The organism is Amycolatopsis antarctica (genome assembly GCF_002262875.1).
Taxonomy (GTDB): Bacteria; Actinomycetota; Actinomycetes; order Mycobacteriales; family Pseudonocardiaceae; genus Amycolatopsis; species Amycolatopsis antarctica.
Genome location: NZ_NKYE01000018.1, coordinates 120519 through 141760, shown reverse-complemented (window position 1 = coordinate 141760; position 21242 = coordinate 120519). Strand labels below are relative to the sequence as shown.

Below are 21242 nucleotides of genomic sequence, written 5' to 3'. Positions count from 1 at the left end.
CTCAGGCGGCGGCCGAATCGGGCCGTGTTCCGTGCCCCGGGCGGTGTGGTCGCAGCGGTGCGGACAGTGCCGGGAGGAACCGGTTCAGAGCCGGAGCGGCGGCGTCGGGATCGGCCCGGAACACCAGCGCGGTGTGGTGCGCGGGCAGCGCGACCGGATGCCCGAGCACGCGTTCGGCGCGGGCGGCGGTACGGCGTTGGGCCAGCGACGCGCGGGTATAAGTGCGGCCTCGTCGCACCGTGGAGGTCAGCGCCACACACCGCGCGACCGGTGCCAGCCCGACCGCGCTGGCGACCGTCGCGATCCGGCTGGGAACGTCGAGCAGGTCGTGCCGCACGGGGTGGCGTAGCGGGGCACTGGTGATGACCACGTGCCCGCCCGGACGCAGCAGCGGCCGGTACTGCGCGAGCAGCCCGTGCAACCTGTCCAGCGCACCATCGAGGTCGCCGGCCGGGCCGGGGCGCAGGGTCGTCAGGAGGAGATCGATCCGCCCGGTCAGCCCGGCCGTGGCCGCGGCGACCGCAGTTCCTGGGCGTCGGTCGAGGACGAGGACCATGCCGTCGACGAACACGCCGCGCGCCTTCGTGGCGGTCACGTTGGTGCGCGCCAAGCGCCACCACCGGCGCTGCCCGGTCAACCCGATCGCGTGCCGCCCAGTCCGCAACGCTTCGACGATCGTGGTGCCCGCTCCGCAGTCGGGATCGAGCACGACATCACCGGGCCGGGTCAGCGCCGCGATGGCGTAGCGCGCGATCGCCGGGGCCATCACGGCGGGGTCGGCGCCGGTGGCGTCGTGGTAGCCGCCCTCGGTCAGCTGGGCCGTCAAACTGTCGGTCCCGGTCGGCCACACCGACGCCACGACCGGGCCTTCGGACCGCTCCCCTACCGGGCGGGGGAGCTGCGTGCCGGCGTGCTTAGACATCCGAGGTCTCCTTCCCGTCGAAGCCGATGTCCGCCGCCGCGTCCGGCGTGAGCCGTCCGAGCAGAACGAGGTCGTGGTGCACCGTGCGCAGCGGTGGCGCTGCGGTGGCGACCGCGCGCGGCGAGACGTTCGGCGCAGGTACCGCAGTGGCCGTCTGGTCTGCGGCGACAAGGCCGTCCGGCGTGTCCGATACAGGCGTGGTGAGTACGGCGATGTGATCGAGACACCGCAACCCGAAACTACCGAGAGTGGTCAGCACAGTCGCGTGGGGATCGCGCAGCCGCCCGTCACGGGTATCACCGTGTGTGACGACAGCGGTGAGGCCGCGCGGGGTGAGCAGGGCGGCCCAGTCGGTGTGCGCGAGCCAGTCGGTGGCGTGCGGATCGAGCGCGGTGATGATCAGGTCGAACCCGCCGCGCGGTCGGTTTCCGTCACGGCACGGAGGGCGTGCGGAGTCGGGGTGCGGATCGGCCACCGGGTGCAGCCCGAGCCGACTGAGTCGGGGTCGCGACCCCGACTCGACTCCGGCGCCGCGGGGTGAGTCGGTGTGCTCGGCCGGGTAGTCGGGGGCGGGTGCCGCAGTCGCGGTATCGGCGCCGCGACCGAGCCGGGCGACAGTCCAGACCGCCTCGGCGAGACCGGCGTACGCCTCGGCGTCGCGGGTGCCGCCGACCGCGTGCCGAAGAGCGCGCGAGGAGGGCGGTGGGGTGAGCAGAAGGACGCGGTCGCCGGGGCGGGTGTAGGTCGTCACGAGGGTGACGATCGTGCGTCCGAGCCAGCCGGGCAGTAGAGCGGTGCCGGGCAGCATCTCCGCGTCGGCGAACGACCAGAAGGTCGCCGGACGAGGACGGCGGGCAGCTGCGGTAGCAGGTGTGGTCCGTGGCGCGCGGTGCCGGCCGCGGCGAGGGCTCGCCGTGTCGCGACGGGGCAAGCGGTGGTGACGGCGTCCGGGCTCGGGATGCGGTGTAGAAGTCATCGGTGGCCTTCCTCGCGGTGTGATCGGCGTGGTCTGCCAAGTCACCCCAAGAAGCCGGTTTTGAGGCCGTTTTTCGACACCGCTCACCCAACTTTTTTCCCAAACTCCGAAGCCCTGCACCGCACGCAGCGGGACGCGATACCGAATACATCGACACTTTCCCAGCGCGCGGAAGCATTCGAACCCAGCACTGCCGCGAGACGCCTGCCGTCGAATCACCTCAACTCGGGTCAAGAAGAATTTCCGACCCGCATCAAAGCGGCCCGGCCGAGCCGCCGCAGACTCGCCTCGGCGAACCTGCCGCTTGCTACTAAGGATCGCTTAAAAGACCATTTCAAGTGCTACTAAAGCGGTCGTGGACACCACCGTGGCATCACGACCCACCTGCAGGTGCTGAATCCTTCAAGATTTCCGCTTTAGTAGCCGTATTCGCCTACTAAGAAGATCATCCTTGTTCTTTTCTTGTCCTTTTCTTGTCGCCGCCCTGGCGTCCTGACGGAGCTGATTCACCAACTCCAGTCAGGAGCACATCAATGACAAACGACGACACTGTGTCCGCACCTATCCGGACCGATCACGACGGGCACGAATGGCTCCCGCTGGACACCGCGCGCGACGCCTTCGGGTGGCTGGTCACCGGGCCGAAGCCGATGGCCGTGAACGGGGCACAGTTCGCCGGATTGCCGCGGCGTCCGGTACCGCTGGACGAGCTGCGAGACCGGGTGATGAGCAAGCAGTGCCCGCATCGCACCCAGGACGACGTGTGGGCGCATTTAGTGCTGCGTTCCCGCGCTCACGGGGGCGCGTGGACAGTCGCGTGCGTCGGGATGGCACTGCCGTCGCTCGCCTCGAGTTCCCGGTGGCTGGCGGCGCGGTATCCGCTCGATCGCGCAGATGTCCACGCGGCTGTACTCGCCGGATTCGTCCACGCGTTGGCGACGGTGGATCTGACCGATCCCGGCATCATCGCCAGGCTGCACTTCGCCGCTCGTCGTGCCGGGCACGCGGCACTGGAAGCGTCTCTGGACGCTCCGCTGCCGGCGGGCTCGGGCTTTCACTCCGCGGCGCCGCGGCCGCCGTACGGGCACCCCGACTTGGTGCTCGCGCGGGCGGTCGGTGAGCAGATTCTTACCCCCGCCGAAGCGGAATTGATCTCGGCGACCCGGCTCGGCGAAACCTCGGTGACCGACTGGGCGCAACGCCACGGCACCGCGCTGAAGACCGCGTTCAAGGTTCGTGATCGAGCCGAAGACCGACTCGTCACGTGGCTGCGCGATCAGCTCGCCGACACCGACTCCGAAGACCCCGTCGCCAACGCAGCTGTGGCCGCTGTGGTCGTCGACTCACCGGACGCTCCCGCCGAGGAAAAGCCGCGCTTGTCACGCGCTGTGAGTGGCCGTCTGCGCAATGGCTGGCCGACCGATTTCAAAAAATCGTCACGGGCGGTGTCGAAAAACGACCCGAAATCCGGCTTCTTGGGGTGCGGGGAGACCACACCCGGCTCTCCGCGTACCGCCGAGCACGAGCCGACTTCGGAGGTGCGCCGATGCGCGTGACACCCCATCCCCAGACCCAGCACACCACCGCGCCGACACGCTCGCCCGTGTCGAGCGCATCCGATCAGAACCTGCCTGCCGTGTGTGTCGTCAGCCACTCACGGCCGACGACACACACGGACCCCACGCGTCCACATCATCGGACCTCTCAGTCGCGCCCAGTGCGCCGCGCGGTGACCCGCTCGGCGGCCTTCGCCGTGCTCGGCGCTGTCCTGCTCAGCTCGCTCACCGCGGATTCGGCGCAGGCCTCGACACACGTTCTCGCGATCGCGAGCAGCGTCGGGCAGGTCTTCGACAACATCCGCAACTGGCTGGTCGGCATCCTCGCCGGGCTGGCGACGGTGTTCCTTACCGTAGGCGGCGTCCGGTACCTGATGGCCGCCGGTGACCCCGGGGAAGTGGAGAAGGCCAAGCAGTCGTTCAAGAGCGCCGGGTGGGGTTACGGGCTGGCGGCGCTGGCGCCGCTCGTGGTGGAAATCCTGCGCGGGATTGTCGGGGCCTGAGGCCATGACCGCGACCCGACACCCTCGCGTGCCCGAGCCCGATCGCGGCGAGCCCGGCACCGGCGCACGCCCGGCGGACCCGGTGCACCGGGAGCGGGTCCTGCTCGCCCCACCCGCCCCGCAGCGCGCCGGCCGTGGTTCCCGGCGGCGGCTGGTGTGGCTGCTGTCGCTGAGTCTGACCGTGGTGCTCGGCGGTGTGCTGGCTGTCGGTGCGTGGGCCTCGCCCGGCACGCCCCAGCAGTCCGATGCCCAGCAGGCGGCGATGGCGCAGCCCGCGGCTCAGCAACCGCCGCCACCGTTGCCGCTGCCGCCCAACCCCAGTAGCTCGTGTGCCCCGAACTCGCCGGACCCGACGTGTCACTTTCCGACCGGCTCGCCGCGCCCGTCGGTCCCGGCGACGCCGCTGCCTCCGATCACCGAGCTGCCGCCGCCGACGAGTTGCTTCCCCGGCCAGATCGGGTGCACACCCGGTGGCCCGACCACCGCGCCGAGCGCGAGCGCGAACCCACCGTGCACGGGTGAGGACTGCATCCCGCAGCCCACCCCGACACCGAGCACGAGTCCGCAGCCGGGCGGTCCCAGCACGGGAAACGGCGATCCAGACTGCGGGCTGACCAACATCACCGGCTGCATCGCCAAGGCGATCAACGGTGTGTTCAAGGATCTGGTCAATGCCGCGCTATCACCGATCCTGGAGCTGCTCGGCCACACCGCGCTGACCACGCCGACGCTGGACCAGCTGCCCGGCGTCGGTGAGCTGTGGGACAACTCGTGGCAGATCGTGCTGGCCTGCTACGGGATGCTGATCCTCATCGCCGGGATCGTGGTGATGTCCCACGAGACGGTGCAGAGCCGATACTCGATCAAGGAGATCGGCCCGCGGATACCGATCGGATTCCTCGCCTCCGCGCTGTCGTTGTTCTTCGCCGAGAAGTTCATCCGGCTGGCCAACGCGCTCTCCGCCGCGGTTCTCGGCGACGGGGTGAATCCGCCGTCGCTCGGGTCGACGCTCAAAGACGCGGTCGAGGGCGCGGTATCCGGCGGGTTCTTCATGATCCTGCTGGCGCTGGTGCTTGTGGTCGTCGGGATCGCCCTGCTGATCGTCTACGTCGTCCGCGTGGTCATCACGTTGATCTTGATCATCACGGGTCCGCTGTTTCTGATGTGTCATTGCCTGCCCCACACCGATGGCATCGCCCGGTGGTGGTGGAAGGCGCTCGGGGCGACGCTGGCGATCCAGGTCGCGCAGTCGCTGGTGCTGATCACCGCCGTGCGGACGTTCCTGGCCGGCGGGGTGCATTTGTTCGGTTCGACGTTGTCCGCGCTGGGCATGCTCATCGCCGCGATCGCCTTGTTTTACATCTTGTTCAAGATCCCGTTCTGGTTCCTCTCGGCCACCAAGATCGGCAGCGGCCGTTCCTTCCTCGGCGGGCTCGCGAAGGCCTACATCGCGGCGAAAACGTTCGGGATGGTCGCCGGGAAGTCCGGCGGGCTGGGCAAGGCCGGAGCGGTCGCCGGTGGCGGAAAAGGCGGTAAGGGCGGCGGGGGCCGCGGCGGTGCCGCTGCCGATCCGCCGTGGCCCGCTCAGCCGCGGATCGCGCCGACACCGGAGGCGGTCAACAAGCGGTTGCAGGCGGCCTACGACGCCGACCGCGCCCGTGCAGCCCAGCAGCCGCGCCCGCCCTCGCAGCGACCGGAGTTTCTGCAGCCCGGTCCACAGGAGACCACCCACGACCCGGCCGTCACCCCGGCCAACCAAGGACCCGTCATGCCCGAATTCAGTTCCGCATCCAAGCCCGCTACTGCGGTCCCGCCACCCGCCGCACGGCGCAGGCAGGCCGCGACAGCGCCCAGATTCCAAGCTCCCGGTGCGCAGGGCCGCGCGGGCACCGGAGGTTCACCTGTGCGGCCGGTCGCGGTGGCAGCGGTTCCGCCGCACTTGCGGTTCCAGCCGCCGACGCCGGAACCGTCCCACGTGTCCCGGCCGGTCACGCCCGCGACTGCGCCACCCGCCGCACCGGTGTTCCGGACCGCGCACCCGGAACCGCGCATCGGAGACGCCCGCCCGCGCACGCCGTCGGTGCCGCCGGTGACGTTCCGAGCGCCGACCCCGCCACCGGCGCCGCCGAAATCCGTGCCGAAGGCCCCGCCCCGTGGAGGTGACAAGCCATGACCCAGCCCGTGCGCATACCGTCTGATGTCGATCGCGAGGATCGCGTCCTGGCCAATCTCACCGCTCGCCAGCTGGCGATCCTCACGGTGACCGGGATCGTGCTCTACGGCGCCTGGACGCTGGCCCGCAACGTGGTGCCGCTGCCGGTCTTCCTGATCGTCGCTGTTCCGATCGGGGTCACGGCGGCGGTCTTGGCGCTGGGTCAGCGCGACGGCATGAGCCTGGACCGGCTCCTGCTCGCCGCCCTTCGCCAGCGCCTGCAACCCCGCCGCCGGGTCGCCGCTCCCGAAGGGGTGCAGCCCGCGCCGGAATGGCTGACCAGCAGCATCACCGCAACCGATGCCACCGGTGCCGCGAGCGCATCGGAGGTGTCTCCGGCGGCGCTGCGGCTGCCCGCGGAAGGAGTCACCGAAGCCGGTGTCGTCGACCTCGGCCCCGACGGGGTCGCGATGGTCGCAGTGGCCTCGACCGTCAACTTCGCGCTCCGCACCCCCGGCGAGCAGGAGGCGCTGGTCGCCAGCTTCGGCCGGTATCTGCACTCGATCTCCGCTCCGGTGCAGGTGCTCATCCGGGCCGAACGCCTCGACCTGAGCCGACAGATCAGCGACCTGCGCGAGGCAGCGCCCGGCTTGCCGCATCCGATGCTCGAAGCGGCGGCGCGGGAGCATGCAACCTACCTGGACCAGTTGCGCCGCTCCACCGATCTGCTGCGCCGCCAGGTGCTGCTGGTGCTACGCGAGCCAATCCGGGCGACGGGGCCGACCGACGGGCTCGGCGGCGCCTCCCCGCTCGCCGCACTGCGGGCGCGGCGCGCCCGCAGCCGGGACGGCGAGGTCACCGAGACCGCACGGCGCTCGGCAGAAACCCGGCTCGTGCGGCGGCTGGGCGAAGCCACCGAACTGCTCTCCCCGGCCGGGATCACGATCACACCTCTGGACGCCGGGCAGGCCACCGCCGTGCTGGCCACCGCGTGCAACCCGGACAGCCTGATCCCGCCCTCGGCGGGTCTGGCCGGCGCGGACGAGGTGATCACCACCGCCGCCGCAGACCTCGACAACGAGCCACCAGTCCATCACCGAAACACGGCCAGCCGGGACTGGCGCGGCCAGAACGCGTCGCCGGAATCGACGGCCCTGGATGAATGGGAGGGCGGGGACCTATGAGCAGGAAGTTCAGCCGTACCCGAGGTCGCGGGACGCAGCACGCGAACGCCCCGGTGGGCAGGGCCAGTGCGTTCACCCCGGATTCGCTGTCGGTCGCGCCCCGGCACCTGGAGATCGGCGGCGAATGGGTCTCCTCCTTCGCGATCACCGGCTATCCCCGTGAAGTCCACGCGGGGTGGCTGCAGCCGCTGCTGTCCTACCCCGGGCGTGTCGACGTGTCGCTGCACATCGAGCCGATCGACCCGGTCACCGCCGCCAACCGGCTCAAGCGCCAGCTGTCCAAGTTGGAATCCGGGCGACGGCACACCAGTGAGAAGGGGCGGTTGCTGGACCCGATGGTCGAGGCCGCCACCGAGGACGCCTACGACCTCTCGGCCCGCGTCGCCAGAGGCGAAGGGAAGCTCTACCGGCTCGGGCTGTATCTGACCGTGCACGCCACCAGCGAAGCCGAACTTGGCGAGCAGGTGGCCGCGGTGCGGGCGCTCGCGGCGTCGCTGTTGATGAACGCGCAGCCGACCACGTACCGGTCGTTGCAGGGCTGGGTGGCTACCTTGCCGCTGGCGCTGGATCTGATCGGCATGCGCCGGACCTTCGACACCAGTGCGCTGGCTGCCGCGTTTCCCTTCACCAGCCCCGATCTGCCGCCCGCTGACCCGACCAGTGTCGCCGCACCGGCCGGCGTGCTGTACGGATTCAACGTCGGCAGCCAGGGTTTGGTGCACTGGGATCGCTTCTCCGCGGACAACTACAACGCGGTGGTGCTCGGACGCTCCGGCGCGGGCAAGTCCTACCTGGTGAAGCTGGAAACCCTGCGCAGCCTCTACCGCGGAGTCGAGGTCGCGATCATCGACCCGGAAGACGAGTACCGACGACTCGGCGAGGCCATCGGCGGCACCTACATCCACCTCGGCGACGCCGACGTCCGCATCAACCCGTTCGACCTGCCGATCGCCATCAGGCCGGACGGGCGCCGCACCGCTCCCAAGGATGCTCTGACGCGCCGGGCGCTGTTTCTGCACACCGTCATCGGGGTGCTGCTCGGCACCGAACTGTCCGCACAGCAACGCGCCGTGCTCGACCGGGCGATCATGGCCACCTACCAGCAAGCGGGGATCACCAGCGACCCACGGACCTGGGGTAGGCAGGCGCCGCTACTGGCCGATCTCGCCGCGGTCCTCACCGGCACCGCGGACCCGGTCGCGGCGGACCTGGGCGCCCGGCTGCACCCGTTCGTCGAGGGCGCGTTCTCCACCATGTTCTCCGGGCCCACCACCACCAGACCCGAAGGGCACCTCACCGTGTTCAGCCTGCGTGACCTGCCCGACGAACTCCGGCCGATCGGCACACTGCTCACGCTGGACACGGTGTGGCGGCGGGTGTCCAACCCGGCCATCCGGCGCCCGAGGCTGATCACGGTCGACGAGGCATGGCTGCTCATGCAAGACCCCGCCGGGGCGCGATTTCTGCACCGCATGGCCAAAGCAGCCCGGAAACACTGGGCCGGTCTGACGATCGCGACCCAAGATGTCGGCGACGTCCTCGGGACAGACCTGGGCAAGGCGATCATCGCGAACGCCGCTACGCAGATCCTCCTACGCCAAGCCCCCCAAGCGATCGAGGAGATCGTGGCGACCTTCAACCTGTCCGAAGGCGAGAAACAGTTCCTGATCTCCGCGGACAAGGGACAGGGTCTGCTCTCGACCGGGACACAGAGAGTCGCGTTTCAATCGCTGGCGTCTCCACAGGAAAACGCGCTCATCACAACAGATCCGGCCGAGTTGGCGCAGTACGCGGACCACGAATCTAGCACGGACGACGGTGCCTTTGTGGACCTAGGCGTTCACGACGCCGAGCTGGCTCTCGACGCGGACGTCGACGGTCACGTCGACCTCGACAGCGCCGCATAACCCGCCCCACCGCTGCGGATCTCGTCAACCACAACCGTTTCCGCCTGTTTCTTGTATCCGCCTGACTTTCCTTTGCGAGGTGTCGTATGTCTTCTTCCGCCCAGGTGGCGACGGTTCCGGCGCGACCGGCCCGGTTGCTGACGCAGAACCGGGAGATGCGCGCGATCGGTGTCTGGAACTGGACTCTGCCTGCACTGGCCGCCCGTTTGCCCGACGGACGGACGCAGGTGACCTGCCCGGCGGCGAGCGCGTGCACGCAAATCTGCTACGCGCGCAACGGAACCTATCTCTTCCCCGCCGTCAAAGCCAAGCATACCGCCAATCTCGCATACGTGGTGGACGATCTTCCCGGCTGGACAGAGGCGATGATCCGCGAACTGTCGGCACCGCGCCTTAACGGGAAATTTGTCAGGGTGCACGACGCAGGCGATTTTTTCAGCGACGCCTACACATTGGCGTGGTGTCGAGTGATGCGTGCCTGCCCACAGGTGACGTTTTACGCCTATACCAAGGAAGTTCGGCGGTTCAAGCGGCTGATCGAACCCGACCCACCCGACAACTTCCTGTGGGTCTATAGCTATGGCGGTCGCGAGGATGCGTTGATCGACCCCGACCGTGACCGGGTCGCCGACGTTTTTCCCGACGACGACGCCATCACCAAGGCCCCCGGGTGGTCGTCGCAGGAAGCCTCGGATCTACTCGCCGTACTCGGCCCGCGATTGGTCGGGGTGCCCGCGAACCGCATCCCACAGTTCCTCAAGCGCATGGGCGGACGGCGACTATCGGAGTGGCAGGCCGAGATCGACGCCGAACGGGCACGCAAGCGGCGTCGTCATCTGCGTCTCGTGCCTAACAACTCATCCGCTTCTACCCCAATGTCGGAAGGCCAGCGGAGCGCGGACGAGGCCGAGCGATACGCGGCCTGAATCGGCGTCCTTTCGCCTTTTCCTTGTGAGAGGGGATTTCTGATGTCATCCATTCAGTCTGTTGCCACTTCGGCGAGGACGCTTGCGCCGCCATTGCAGGACTATCTGCGCGATCCCGGTGCCGCCGTGCGCGCTGTCGTCGCGGCGCTGCGGGAATTCGCGCTGTCCTGGGGGCCACTGGTCGGGCCGGCCGTGGCGCTTGTGGTGGCGGGCGTCGTGGTCGGGCGACGGTGGTGGGCGCGCCGGTGCCATGACCGGATGGCCGCCGACGCCCGGGTGGTCACGGTGCTGGCTCCGCCCACGGTCGATCCGGACGGCGCGGCGGCCTTGTACTCCAACTTGGTTGGGCTGTTGCGGTCCGGATGGAAACGGCGGGTGCACGGCCAGCCGCACATCGTATGGGAGTACGTGTTCTCCCACGCCGGGGTCGCGCTACGGCTGTGGCTGCCGGGCGTCGTGCCGCCCGGTATGGCCGAGCGCGCCATCGAGGCTGCCTGGCCCGGCGCGCACACCCGCACTGCCCCGGCCAAGCCGCCGATCCCCTTATCCAACCCGCCGGGGAAAGCGGTCGAGGCCGTGGGCGGCGAACTGCGCCTGGCCCGCAGCGAGGCGCTGCCCATCCGGTCGGACTTCCCCGCTGATCCCGTCCGCGCCTTGCTGGGCGCCCCGGTCGGCATGGCCACCCACGAACGTGCCGTGGTGCAGATCCTCGCGCGCCCGGTCACCGGCGCGCGTGTCCGTCAAGCCCGCCGAGCCGCCCGCCGGGTCCGCGCCGGCAGTTCGGTCCGACTGGCCGGGCGCCTGCTGGACCTGATCACGCCGCACACCGGATCGCGCAAGCCCCACGCGACCGCGAAGAAGCCGGTCGTCGATCACCAGACCTCGCTGGAAACCTCGGCGCAGGACCGGGTCATCGTGGCCAAGCAGCGCAGCTCCCAGTACGAGACCCGCATCCGGTACGCCGTGGCCACCCTGGTCGACGACCAGGCGACCAGCGCGGAGCGGGGCCCGGTGCGGGAGCACCTGCGCGGACGCGGCCATGCCATCGCCAGCGCGTTCGCGGCCTACAGCGAACACAACTACTACCGTCGCGTCCGGCTCATCAACCCGGTCCAGTCCGTGGCCGAACGGCGTCTGGCCGCCGGTGATCTGCTCTCGATCCCGGAACTGGCCGCGCTCGCACACGTACCGACTGACGAGGCCGTGCCCGGTCTGCAGCGCGCCGGGGCGAAGGCTGTGCCGCCGCCACCGGGGATCGCCACCGAGGGCGCCGGAGTGAAACCGATCGGGATCACCGACTCCGGCCACTCCCGGCCGGTCGGGCTGCGCGTGGCCGACGCGCGTCATCATCTGCACATCCTGGGTGCGACCGGGTCAGGCAAGAGTGAGCTGATGGCGCGGATGATCCTCGACGACGCCGCCGCCGGCCGCGGCCTGGTCGTGATCGACCCGAAGGGAGACTTGGTCGCCGACACCCTGATGCGGCTGCCCTCGCGGCTCGGGGACAAGGTCGTGCTCTTCGACGCCGACAGCCGCTCCCGCCCGCCGGTGCTCAACCCGCTCGAAGGCGACGACACCGCCCGCACCGTGGACAACCTGGTCTCGATCTTCTCCCACGTCTACGCCTCCAGCTGGGGACCGCGCACCGAGGACATTCTGCGTTCGGGGCTGCTGACCCTGCGCGAGCTGCCCGGCACGCCCACGCTGACCGATCTGCCGAAACTGTTGACGGTGCCCGCCTTCCGGCAGCGTGCGCTCGAACAGATCTCCGACGATGTCCTGACCGGCTTCTGGCACTGGTACGACGATCTGTCCGATGCCAGCCGGGCACAGGTCGTCGCGCCGCTGATGAACAAACTCCGCGGCCTCTTACTCAGGCCATTCGTGCGGGCATCCCTCGCCGGTGGCGAGTCCACAGTGGACATGGACGCGGTGCTCGACGGCGGAATCTGCCTGGTGCGCCTGGGCAAAGACGCCCTCGGGATGGACACCGCGCGGCTGATCGGCTCGATCGTCGTGGCCCGCACCTGGCAAGCCGCCACCCGGCGCGCCCGGATACCGCAACGCGACCGCCACGACGCGTCGCTCTACATCGACGAGTGCCACAACTTCCTCAACTTGGCGTACCCGATGGAGGACATGCTCGCCGAAGCCCGCGGCTACCGCATGTCGATGACGCTCGCCCACCAATACCTGCGCCAGCTCCCACGCGAACTGGAGGAAGGCATCAGCACCAACGCCCGCTCGAAGATCATTTTCTCGGCGTCGCCCGAAGACGCCCGGGACCTGTCCCGGCACACCGCGCCCCGGCTCTCCGAACACGACCTCGCCAACCTCGGCCGGTTCCACATCGCCGCGCGACTGGTGCTCGACAGCGAGGAAGCTCCCCCGTTCACCGCGGTCACCGAGAAACTCCCGCCCGCGATCCCCGGACGCGCCAAGGAAATACGTCGGCTCGCACTCGTGAACACCGAGCCTCCCAGCACGCCCGAGCCGGCCGAGAACGTCCAGCCGGTGGCGTTCGACCCGCGCCGCGCGGCCTGACCCCACCCAGCTTTCCGTTTGCCCGCAGGGCGTTCTCACGTCCTGCCGTACTGGAGGTGCACGATGGTGAGCAATCCCACCCCGCAGCGACAACTGCGGGCACATCGACCGGAACGACCTGTTGCGCGCGTGCTCAACTCGGCCGAGCACCACGCGTGGCTGGCCCGGCATCTCACCGACCGCGATCGGTGGCTGTGCCGGATGCTGTTCGAGCACCACGTGCTCACCAGCACCCAGATCATCGATATCGCCTTCACCGGTCGCCGCGGGGCGAACCTGCGCCTGCGAAACCTCTACCAGTGGGGCGTGCTGCACCGCTTCCAGCCGCACCGCGACCGCGGCTCGCACCCGATGTACTACGTCCTCGACACCGCCGGGGCCGTCGCGCTGGCCCGCGAGGACGGCATCGATCCCAAGGAACTGGGCTACAGCCGGGAACGCGAGATCGGACGCGCGTTCTCGCTACAGCTGGCGCACACCGTGGGCTGCAACGGACTGTTCACCACCCTGATCCGCCGAGCACGTCAACCCGGTGCCGCTGGTGTGCTCGCGGCGTGGTGGTCGGCCGCCCGGTGCGGCCGGCACTGGGGCGACATCGTCACCCCGGACGGCTACGGCCGCTGGCGTGAGGCCGGCCGGGAGGCCGAGTTCTTTGTGGAGTTCGACTTCGGCACCGAGCAGCTGTCCCGCCTGGCGGGCAAGCTCGCCCGCTACGAACGCCTCGCCGAGGTCACGGGCATCACCACACCCGTGCTGGTGTGGCTGCCCAGCGCCCGGCGCGAGGCCAACGCACGCAGGGCGATGGCCGAGGCGCTGCGCGGTCTCGACCGGCCCGCACGCGTCCCAGTCGCGACCAGCAGCGGCGAGGCCGCGGCGGACCCACTCGATATGGCCGCGCCGCGCTGGCGACGGCTCGAGGAGTCCGGGGCCGCCGGTCGCGTGGCGCTGGCTGACCTGCCCACCCTCTGGCCGGACCTGCGCGCCTCGGCCCCCGGGAGTGCGCAGCGCCCGGCATCCGCCACACCCGCCACCGCACGTCCGGAGGTGGCCCCGCCCAACCCGATGCCCCCGCCCGCCCCTGCGCGTCCGTGGAGGTGATGCGCCATGGGCAAGGTGGCCGCCGCCGGTGCCGGGTTCGTCGTCGTGCTCATTCTCTTCATCGGCGGCGGCGCCATCGCTGTGGTCCAAGCCGTGTTCGGCAGTTCCAGCAGCTCCGCCGGTGGCCTCAACTGTGCGCCCGCCGGGGCGAGCGCGACCTCGGCTGCGGGATACGGACCGCAGGAGATGGGCAACGCGGCGACGATCGTCGCTGTCGGCAAACGGATGAACGTGCCCGAACAGGGCTGGGTCGTCGCGATCGCCACGGCGCTGACCGAGTCGCAACTGAAGAACCTGAACTACGGCGATCGCGACAGTGTCGGCCTGTTCCAGCAGCGGCCCTCGCAAGGCTGGGGAACGGTCGCACAGATCATGGACCCCACCTACAGCAGCGAGCAGTTCTACCGGCATCTGCTGGCACTGCCGAACTGGCAGAACATGCCGGTCACCGTGGCCGCCCAGACCGTACAGCGATCGGGCTTTCCCGACCGCTACGCGAAATTCGAGCCAGCAGCGCGCCAGATCGTCGGGGCCGTCCAAGGCGCCACCTGCACGACCAGTGCGACGACCGGCGGCTGGACGACCCCCACGAGCGGCACCTGCACGTCCAAATTCGGGTACCGCGGCAGCGAATTCCACAAAGGACTCGACATCGGTGCACCCATCGGCACGCCGATCCTGGCAGCCAACTCCGGCACGGTGATCAGCTCAGGCCCGGCGTCCGGCTACGGGCTGTGGGTACGCATCCAGCACGGGGACGGGATCGTGACAATCTACGGCCACAACGACCACAATCTGGTCCGCGAAGGACAATCCGTTCAGGCCGGCCAGCCCATCGCCGCGGTCGGAAACCGAGGGGCTTCCACCGGAGCGCACCTGCACCTGCAGATCGAGGCCAACGGCCAAGCCGTCGACCCTGTCGAGTTCTACCGGCAGCGAGGAGGCCAGCTCTGCCGATAGGCGCGCACAGCCGCGTCGCCCGGGAAGAGCCTTCGTGGCGTTCCGACGTATGACCCTGGTCTCCGACAATCGTCCAGACGCGTGAGTCCGGCTACTCGTCGGCCGGAGTGCCTTTGAGGTGGTTGTAGAGGTTCGCACGGCTGAGGCCGACCTCCTTGGAGATTCTGGTCTTCGGCACACCGGCCTTGTCTGCTTCCCGGATGTCGGCGAGCCGTTCGGCGCGTTCGACTTTCAGCTGCTTGGACAGGATCTCTTTCATCTCCTGCAGCGAGCTTTCCACGTCCCGGATGCTCTCCAACGTGGTCTCGATCGCTTCCACGCGGTGTCGGCGGGCGCGCAGCTGCGCGATGTGCTCGTCCTTGTCCATCTGCGGCCCTCTCTCGCGTGGCCAGGGTTGGCCGATCTCTGGGCTTGGCTGACCATCTGTTTGCCGCCGTGTCGCCCTAGACACCTTACCGAGACAGCCCGGCGGTCAGCAGGGGTGTGTCGTGACCAGCGATTCCTGGTCACGACACCCTGCTGACCTGGTCCAACGGGTTCCGGCGAGTCATCGGAGTCCGCGGGTGGCGGTGACCTCGTCGGCGCAGGTGACGGCGGTGGCCATCCCGGTGCGCAGCAGCTCGTTGGTCCCGGCAGACTTCGCCGAAGTGACCGGTCCCGGGACTGCGTAGACGCGGCGGCCCAGCCTCGACGCCGCACGCGCTACCGCCAGGGCCGGGCTGCGTCGGCCGGCCTCGACGATCACGGTGGCTTCGCTCAGCGCGGCGACCAGGCGTTGCCGGGCGTAGGCACGGGTGCGGCGAGGTTTCGTGCCGAGGGGATGCTCGGTGACCAGGACGCCGCCGGAGTCGGTGATCTCCCGCAAGAGCGGGCCGTGGTCGGCGGGGTACTCGATATCGATACCGCACGCCAGCACGACGAGGCACCGGCCGTGTCCGGAGGTGCTCAGGGCACCGCGCAGCGCGTGCGCTTCGACCCCGAACCCGGCACCGTTGACGACGGCGATGTCCCGGTCGGCGACGCCTCGCCCGAGTTCGGCAGCGACGTGCTCCCCGTACGGGCTGGCCGCCAGCGAGCCGACCACAGCCACCGGGCCAGCAGTGAGAACTCCGAGCAGCGGGTTACCGCGCACCCACAGGCCCAGCGGTGCTCCCGTGCCGGACGTGGCCAGGCCGTGGGCCGCCGCGCTCGGCCAGTCGTCGTCCTCGGGGGTGAGCAGCCTGGCATGACCCGCCTCGAGTGCGGCGAGGTCGCCGCGGAGGTCGGGCTCGGGCTGGACGACTTCGGCGAGTACCGCAGGGGGTGCGCAACCGGCGCGGATGCGGTCGGCGGCGTCCACGGGTCCGTGAACCGCGGTGTAGGCGCCGACGGATTGCGTGGGTGGCTCAGTCGCGCGCATCAAGAACAGTCGCGCGCGGACGATGTCATCGGATGCTGGCATGGCAAAGACCTCATTCGTTCTCAGAGTTAATGACACAAATAGCGGGCTATCGGATCTCGGGAGGCCAAACAAAACAGGCACAGTCCACTAAGGATTTGCGGCTGCGATGATCTCCGCCATCGACAGGTCGTTGCGGAACCGGTGACCGATCTCGTCCTCGACCCGGGCGTACTCGGCCGCGAGGTCGGGCCGAAGGCGGGCGGCCCGCAGGAGATCGGCCCTGCTCCCGAAAATGCACAGAGAGCACGACAACCGGGTCATTCCAGCGTCATAAGCGGGGTGGTAGGGCACACCGCTAGCGCGAATGTGTTGCCATACTTCCGTTTCGGCCCACTCGTGGATGGGCAGCCACGTGCAGACTTCGCGCCGACCGCTGCTCGCGCCGTTGTCCCGGCTCAGCTTCGCCTGCTGCTACCGGGCACTATTTAGTCAGGACGAATGCCCTTCGGTGCAGTGACCAAGCGTGAAGGCGTGCCGGTCGGCGGCCGTTACAAAGCGGTGTGACTTAACGAGCAGGTCCTGGCGCGCAGTTGGCGAGGTCACCAGTTGGCAAGTCGCGCGGGCCGAAACCGCGACGACGAACGTTAACTGCCGGCTCCCGGCCAGGTCAGGCAAGCCGTCGTTGACCGTGCCTGCGGTGTCCGGCTGGTCGGATTCGGCTCCCACCACAGTGAAGGTGCGGTTGCTGCGATGGCCAGCCAAGGATGCGGCGCCAGCCCGATGCGACCGCGGTCGAACGCGCGACGTTCGGGCCGTTGCCCGCAACGCAAGGCGGACCCCTCAGCGGGAGCGCTAGGTGGTCTAAAGGTCGAGCTGTTCGAGGGCGGCGAGGTACGCCTCGGTGTAGGTCGGGAATTGGGCGACGCCGTCGAGCAGCGTGTCGATCGGGATCTGTGCGCGGATGGCGAGCGCGGCGGTGTGGATCCATTCCCCGGCTTGGGGTGCGATGGCCCAAGCTCCGATGAGCGTCCGCTGGGTGCGGTCGGCGATGAGACCGAGGGTGCCGGCGGGGTCGGTTTCGTAGGTCCAGGGCCGCGCGATCGATTGGGCGAGGTCGAGTTCGGTGGTGGCGATGTCGAGGCCACGCTGGCGGGCTTGGTCGGTGGTCAGGCCGACAGCGGCGATCTCGGGTTGGGCGAACACGACGCGCGGGATGCCGCTGTAGGTGGCATGGCGGGGTGTGCCGAGGATGTTGTCGGCCACGATCCGTCCTTGGTACATGGCGACATGGGTGAACAGCGCGACTCCGGTGACGTCGCCGAGCGCCCACAGGCCGGCGGTGACGCGGCAGTGCTCGTCGACCTTCAACGCGCCGCGCGGGTCTGGTGCGATCCCGACAGTCTCCAAGCCGAGCCCGTGAGTGCGGGGGCGGCGTCCGGCGCCGAGCACGACGACGTCGGTGCGCACGGTGGCGCCGTCGTCGAGGTCGATCACCGTATCGGCGCCGTCGCGGCGCGCGGCGGTGGCCTGCCGGCCGAGACGGACGTCGATGCCGTCGGCGCGCAAGTGGGTGGCGACGATGTCCCCGACGCGGGGGTCTTCCCGGTCCAGCAGCCGGTCGCCGCGCTGGATCAGGGTGACCTGGGCGCCCATACGAGCGAGGAACTGGCCGAGTTCGATCCCGACGGCGCTGCCGCCGATCATCACGACCCGCTCGGGGATCTCGCGCAGGGTGGTGGCTTCCCGGTTGGTCCATACACTGACCTCGTCCAGGCCCTCGATGGGTGGGCGGATCGCGTCGGAGCCGGTGGCGATCACCACGTGCTCGGCGGTGAGTTCGCGGCCACCGGCCCGCACCCGCCATGGGTCCCGGCCCACCAGGGCCGCGGTGGCCTTGACAACGGTGACGCCCTGCTTCTCGTATCCGGTGACCTGCTCGGTGTCGTCGAGGTGGCGGATCATGTAGTCGCGGTAGTCCCGCAGCGCCGCCCAGTCCTGCGTCGGAGTGGACAGGCCGGCCGCGTGCGCGGCTTCGGCGCGGGCCTCGGGCGGGCGCAGCAAGGTTTTGGATGGGATACACGCCCAGTAGGCGCACTCCCCGCCGACCAGTTCCTGCTCGATCAACGCGACCCGCCGTCCACCCGCGTGCAGGCGGGAGGCCGCGGTCTCGCCGCCCGGACCGGCGCCGATCACGATCACATCGAAGTCCGTACTCACAGTGGGTGTCCCTTCTCGGCATTGATGGTTCGGGCGGCGAAGGTGGGCGTCAGCAGCACCCTCCGGACTCGGGCTCCTCGGATTGAGCGGCGTCCAGTCGCCGGCCGAGTTGATAGGCGTCGGCGACCGGGAGAACCGATCCGCCGGGGTGCTCAGCGAGCCAGGTCGCCGCGGCGTCGGCGTCGGCGAAGAAGTGCACGTGGTTGCAGAACGAGGCCCGCACCGAGACCAAGTCGTCAGGCGTGACGATGGAGACCACCGCGGTCTCGGGCTCGACATCGCTGACTCGGTCGGGCTCGACGGTGAGCCGTATCGGCGCACCGGTGCTGTGGCAGGGGGATTCAACCTGGCCGGATCGGCCGAGGGTGGCGGGGAAGATGAGGGTGTCCAGGGCGCACCAGGTGTAGAGCTGGTGGCCGTCGACGGTGAAACGGTGCGGCGTCGGGCGCTGCGTGATGCCATAGCCGACGATCCGTCCGGCGTCGTCGTATTCGGTGTCGCGCAGCCGGCCCACCGCTTGCGCAACCTCGTCACCGGGGCGGCCGGTGGCAGCCGCGAGGTCGGCGATCGTGACGGGTTCGCCACGGGCCAGTAGCCGCAATAGCGGCTGCCACAGCCATCCAGCCGGGCTGTCCTGCCGCGAGAAGACATTGTCCATAGTGGACGCGATGGTGTTCAGGGCCTTTGGCATCGAGTCAGTCCTTCCAGGGCCGGGTTTCAGGAGGCGCAGCAGGAGAGCTTGGCCACGTCGCGGGTGAAGGTTTGGGCGGCGAGTTTGAGGCCCTCGGCCATCGTCAGATAGGGGCACCACAGGCCGGCCATCTCGTGCACGGTCATCCGGTTGGCCAGGGCGTAGACGGCGGTGGCGATCACGTCACCTGCGCCGGCGGCCAGCACGTGTGCGCCGAGCAACCGCCCGGAGCCTTGTTCGGCGACGAGTTTGATCGCGCCGCGGGTGTCGCGGTTGACCAGCGCCCGCGGCACGTATTCCAGCGGCAGCACCCGGCACTCGCAGGCATAGCCCTGCTCGACCGCCTGGACGTCGGTCAGCCCGGCCGAGGCGAGGCTGGGTGTGGTGAAGGTGACCGCGGGCAGGTGGTGATAGTCCAGTGTGCGCCCGGCGTCGTCGAAGGCGTTGTCGACCACGACGCTGCCGTGCGCCCCGGCGACGTAGACGTACTGCGGGTGCCCGGTGACGTCCCCGGCCGCCCAGACGCGCGGGTTGTCGGTGCGCAGATGCTCGTCGACCACCACCTCCCCGCGAGGCCCGGTCTTCACGCCCACCGCGTCGAGATTGAGACCGGTCGCGACCGGGTTCCGCCCGGTCGCGAGCAGCAGCCGCTGGCCAGTCACTCGCTGCCGACCGGCGGTGACGACGACGCCCGAACCATCGGCCTCAACCTGGGTGGCGCGCTCGGCGATCACGGCGATGCCGTCGTCAGCGAACACCCCGGCCAGCAGGCCAGCGAGTTCGGGCTCGGTGTGCGGGGCGAAGCGGCCCACGATGCTCACTCGGACACCGAGGTGCGCGAACAGTTGCGCCTGCTCCAGCCCGACGTAGCCGCCGCCGACGACGACCAGCGATTCCGGCAGTTCGGTCTGCTTCATCGCGGTGGTCGAGGTCAGGTAGTCCACCCGGTCGGCTCCGTCGAGGCCCTCGGTACGCGGGGTGGAGCCGGTGGCGATCAGGTAGTGCTCGGCCTCGACCCGGACGTGGCCGCCGTCGTGCAGGTCCACCTCCAGCGCCGGTCCCTCAACGAACCGGGCCACGCCGGGCAGGATCTCCCAGCCGTACTCGGCGGCCAGGTCGACGTACTTCTCCGCCCGCAACCCCGCCACCAGCGTGTCCTTGCCACCGATCAGCGCGGCGGCGTCCACCGGGCCCGCGCTGGTGGAAATCCCCGGAAAGTGCTGGCCCAGCGCCCCATGGCGGGCCTCGGCCGCGGCCAGTAGCGCCTTCGACGGGACACACCCGACATTGACGCACGTGCCGCCGACGGTGCCGCGCTCGATCATCACCACGCTCTTGCCCTTGCCACGGGCCGCGATCGCCGCCGCGAACGCACCCCCGCCCGAACCGATCACCGCCAGGTCGTAACGCACCATCGATCTCCTCCCACTCACACATTCGTCTTCCCGGATGCATAAATGCTAACCTCAGATTCGTACATCCGGATACGACAGACACTCGATGTGAGGACGGCGACCGTGGCCGACGCTTCCGAACGCAGCAGCACGCTGCTGCCCACCGAGCCGAACGGGGTGCAGATGATGGCGAAATTCTTCCGCGCCCTCGGCGACCCCGCACGGCTGCGACTGCTGGAGTTCCTGCTGCACGAGGAGCACTCCGTCGGCGAATGCGTCACGCACATCGGCCTGTCCCAGGGCCGGGTGTCCAGTCACTTGGCCTGCCTGTCCGACTGCGGCTACGTGCAGCTGCGCCGCCAAGGCCGCTTCGCCTACTACCGGGTCACCGACCCCCGCGTCGCGGAACTGGTGCTGCTGGCGCGCTCGCTGGCCGCGGACAACGCCGCCGCCCTCGCCGCGTGCATGCGCATCACCGCCCCGAACGCCTGACCAGCCGAGGAGACCGCCTCCATGTCGAGCAACCCCGGCTCCGAGGGCAAGCGCACCGCGCTCGCCACCGCTGGTTTCCTGCTGCTCCCCATCGTGTGTTGCGGCCTGCCGGTGCTGATCGCCGCCGGAGCTCTTGGCGCGTTGGGCTCGGTACTGGGCAACCCCTGGGTCATCGGCGCCGCCGTCATGGTGGTCCTCGCCGCGGCGGCGTGGTTCGCACGCCGTCGTATCACCCGACACGCCACCACCCGAGACGACTCGTGCTGCCCGCCCGTGCCACCCGCCCGCGACCAGTCCGATCGGCCCCACGAGCCCTCCCACCCCAACCAGGAGTTCTGA

The 21242-nt window shown here is 69.6% G+C and carries 20 protein-coding genes; 11 read left to right on the top strand and 9 right to left on the bottom strand.

Annotated features, from left to right (window positions below; all coding sequences use genetic code 11):
• Position 1 precedes the first annotated feature (1 nt).
• Positions 2–922 carry a DNA methyltransferase gene (locus CFN78_RS24230; protein WP_094865261.1) on the bottom strand — a complete coding sequence of 307 codons (921 nt, stop codon included), beginning with the start codon at positions 920–922 and terminating at the stop codon, positions 2–4.
• Positions 915–1898, bottom strand: coding sequence for a hypothetical protein (locus CFN78_RS24225; protein ID WP_133116453.1), 984 nt, complete (start codon positions 1896–1898; stop codon positions 915–917). The genes CFN78_RS24230 and CFN78_RS24225 overlap by 8 nt, the downstream gene beginning before the upstream one ends.
• Before the next feature lie 725 nt (positions 1899–2623).
• On the opposite strand from CFN78_RS24225, the gene CFN78_RS24220 reads away from it, so the two are divergent.
• The 9 genes from CFN78_RS24220 (at position 2624) to CFN78_RS24180 (ending at position 14728) form a co-directional block, all read left to right on the top strand.
• Positions 2624–3454, top strand: coding sequence for a hypothetical protein (locus tag CFN78_RS24220; protein WP_240519665.1), 831 nt, complete (start codon positions 2624–2626; stop codon positions 3452–3454).
• Between the two features lie 173 nt (positions 3455–3627).
• Positions 3628–3957 carry a pilin gene (locus tag CFN78_RS29325; protein WP_165777685.1) on the top strand — a complete coding sequence of 110 codons (330 nt, stop codon included), beginning with the start codon at positions 3628–3630 and terminating at the stop codon, positions 3955–3957.
• A 4-nt stretch (positions 3958–3961) separates the two neighbouring features.
• Positions 3962–6130 (top strand): TrbL/VirB6 family protein, encoded by a 2169-nt coding sequence (locus CFN78_RS24210; RefSeq protein ID WP_094865252.1) that lies wholly within the window; start codon positions 3962–3964, stop codon positions 6128–6130.
• Positions 6127–7293 (top strand): PrgI family protein, encoded by a 1167-nt coding sequence (locus tag CFN78_RS24205; RefSeq protein WP_094865249.1) that lies wholly within the window; start codon positions 6127–6129, stop codon positions 7291–7293. The genes CFN78_RS24210 and CFN78_RS24205 overlap by 4 nt, the downstream gene beginning before the upstream one ends.
• Positions 7290–9200 (top strand): VirB4 family type IV secretion system protein, encoded by a 1911-nt coding sequence (locus tag CFN78_RS24200; protein WP_094865247.1) that lies wholly within the window; start codon positions 7290–7292, stop codon positions 9198–9200. The genes CFN78_RS24205 and CFN78_RS24200 overlap by 4 nt, the downstream gene beginning before the upstream one ends.
• An 86-nt stretch (positions 9201–9286) precedes the next feature.
• The gene (locus CFN78_RS24195) at positions 9287–10126 is read left to right on the top strand and encodes a GP88 family protein (RefSeq protein ID WP_094865244.1); all 840 of its coding nucleotides are present in this window, start codon (positions 9287–9289) and stop codon (positions 10124–10126) included.
• Positions 10127–10168: 42 nt separating this feature from the next.
• Positions 10169–12670 (top strand): type IV secretory system conjugative DNA transfer family protein, encoded by a 2502-nt coding sequence (locus CFN78_RS24190; RefSeq protein WP_094865242.1) that lies wholly within the window; start codon positions 10169–10171, stop codon positions 12668–12670.
• Positions 12671–12733: 63 nt separating this feature from the next.
• On the top strand, positions 12734–13768 hold the full coding sequence (locus CFN78_RS24185) for a replication-relaxation family protein (RefSeq protein ID WP_094865240.1): 1035 nt from the start codon (positions 12734–12736) through the stop codon (positions 13766–13768).
• A gap of 6 nt (positions 13769–13774) precedes the next feature.
• Positions 13775–14728, top strand: a complete 954-nt coding sequence (locus CFN78_RS24180) for a M23 family metallopeptidase (protein WP_094865237.1) — start codon at positions 13775–13777, stop codon at positions 14726–14728.
• Between the two features lie 91 nt (positions 14729–14819).
• Here the strand turns inward: CFN78_RS24180 and CFN78_RS24175 are convergent, their stop codons facing one another.
• From CFN78_RS24175 to merA, 7 genes are all read right to left on the bottom strand, one after another.
• Complete coding sequence (locus CFN78_RS24175; RefSeq protein WP_009155720.1) at positions 14820–15095, bottom strand: helix-turn-helix domain-containing protein; 276 nt, start codon at positions 15093–15095, stop codon at positions 14820–14822.
• Positions 15096–15275: 180 nt separating this feature from the next.
• A complete protein-coding gene (locus tag CFN78_RS24170) occupies positions 15276–16169 on the bottom strand; it encodes a DNA-processing protein DprA (RefSeq protein WP_094865235.1) in 894 nt (297 codons plus the stop codon).
• Between the two features lie 87 nt (positions 16170–16256).
• The gene (locus CFN78_RS30385) at positions 16257–16517 is read right to left on the bottom strand and encodes a phosphoadenosine phosphosulfate reductase domain-containing protein (protein ID WP_420807921.1); all 261 of its coding nucleotides are present in this window, start codon (positions 16515–16517) and stop codon (positions 16257–16259) included.
• A gap of 81 nt (positions 16518–16598) precedes the next feature.
• Positions 16599–16835, bottom strand: a complete 237-nt coding sequence (locus tag CFN78_RS28870) for a hypothetical protein (protein ID WP_133116452.1) — start codon at positions 16833–16835, stop codon at positions 16599–16601.
• Positions 16836–16970: 135 nt separating this feature from the next.
• Positions 16971–18326 carry a dihydrolipoyl dehydrogenase family protein gene (locus tag CFN78_RS24160; RefSeq protein WP_094865229.1) on the bottom strand — a complete coding sequence of 452 codons (1356 nt, stop codon included), beginning with the start codon at positions 18324–18326 and terminating at the stop codon, positions 16971–16973.
• A gap of 49 nt (positions 18327–18375) precedes the next feature.
• Complete coding sequence (gene merB, locus CFN78_RS24155) at positions 18376–19017, bottom strand: organomercurial lyase MerB (RefSeq protein ID WP_094865227.1); 642 nt, start codon at positions 19015–19017, stop codon at positions 18376–18378.
• Positions 19018–19043: 26 nt separating this feature from the next.
• A complete protein-coding gene (merA, locus tag CFN78_RS24150) occupies positions 19044–20432 on the bottom strand; it encodes a mercury(II) reductase (RefSeq protein WP_094865224.1) in 1389 nt (462 codons plus the stop codon).
• 102 nt (positions 20433–20534) lie between these two features.
• Between merA and CFN78_RS24145 the strand changes: the two genes are divergently transcribed.
• Positions 20535–20903 carry an ArsR/SmtB family transcription factor gene (locus CFN78_RS24145; protein WP_378438415.1) on the top strand — a complete coding sequence of 123 codons (369 nt, stop codon included), beginning with the start codon at positions 20535–20537 and terminating at the stop codon, positions 20901–20903.
• Positions 20904–20924: 21 nt separating this feature from the next.
• Positions 20925–21242 (top strand): hypothetical protein, encoded by a 318-nt coding sequence (locus tag CFN78_RS24140; protein WP_094865222.1) that lies wholly within the window; start codon positions 20925–20927, stop codon positions 21240–21242.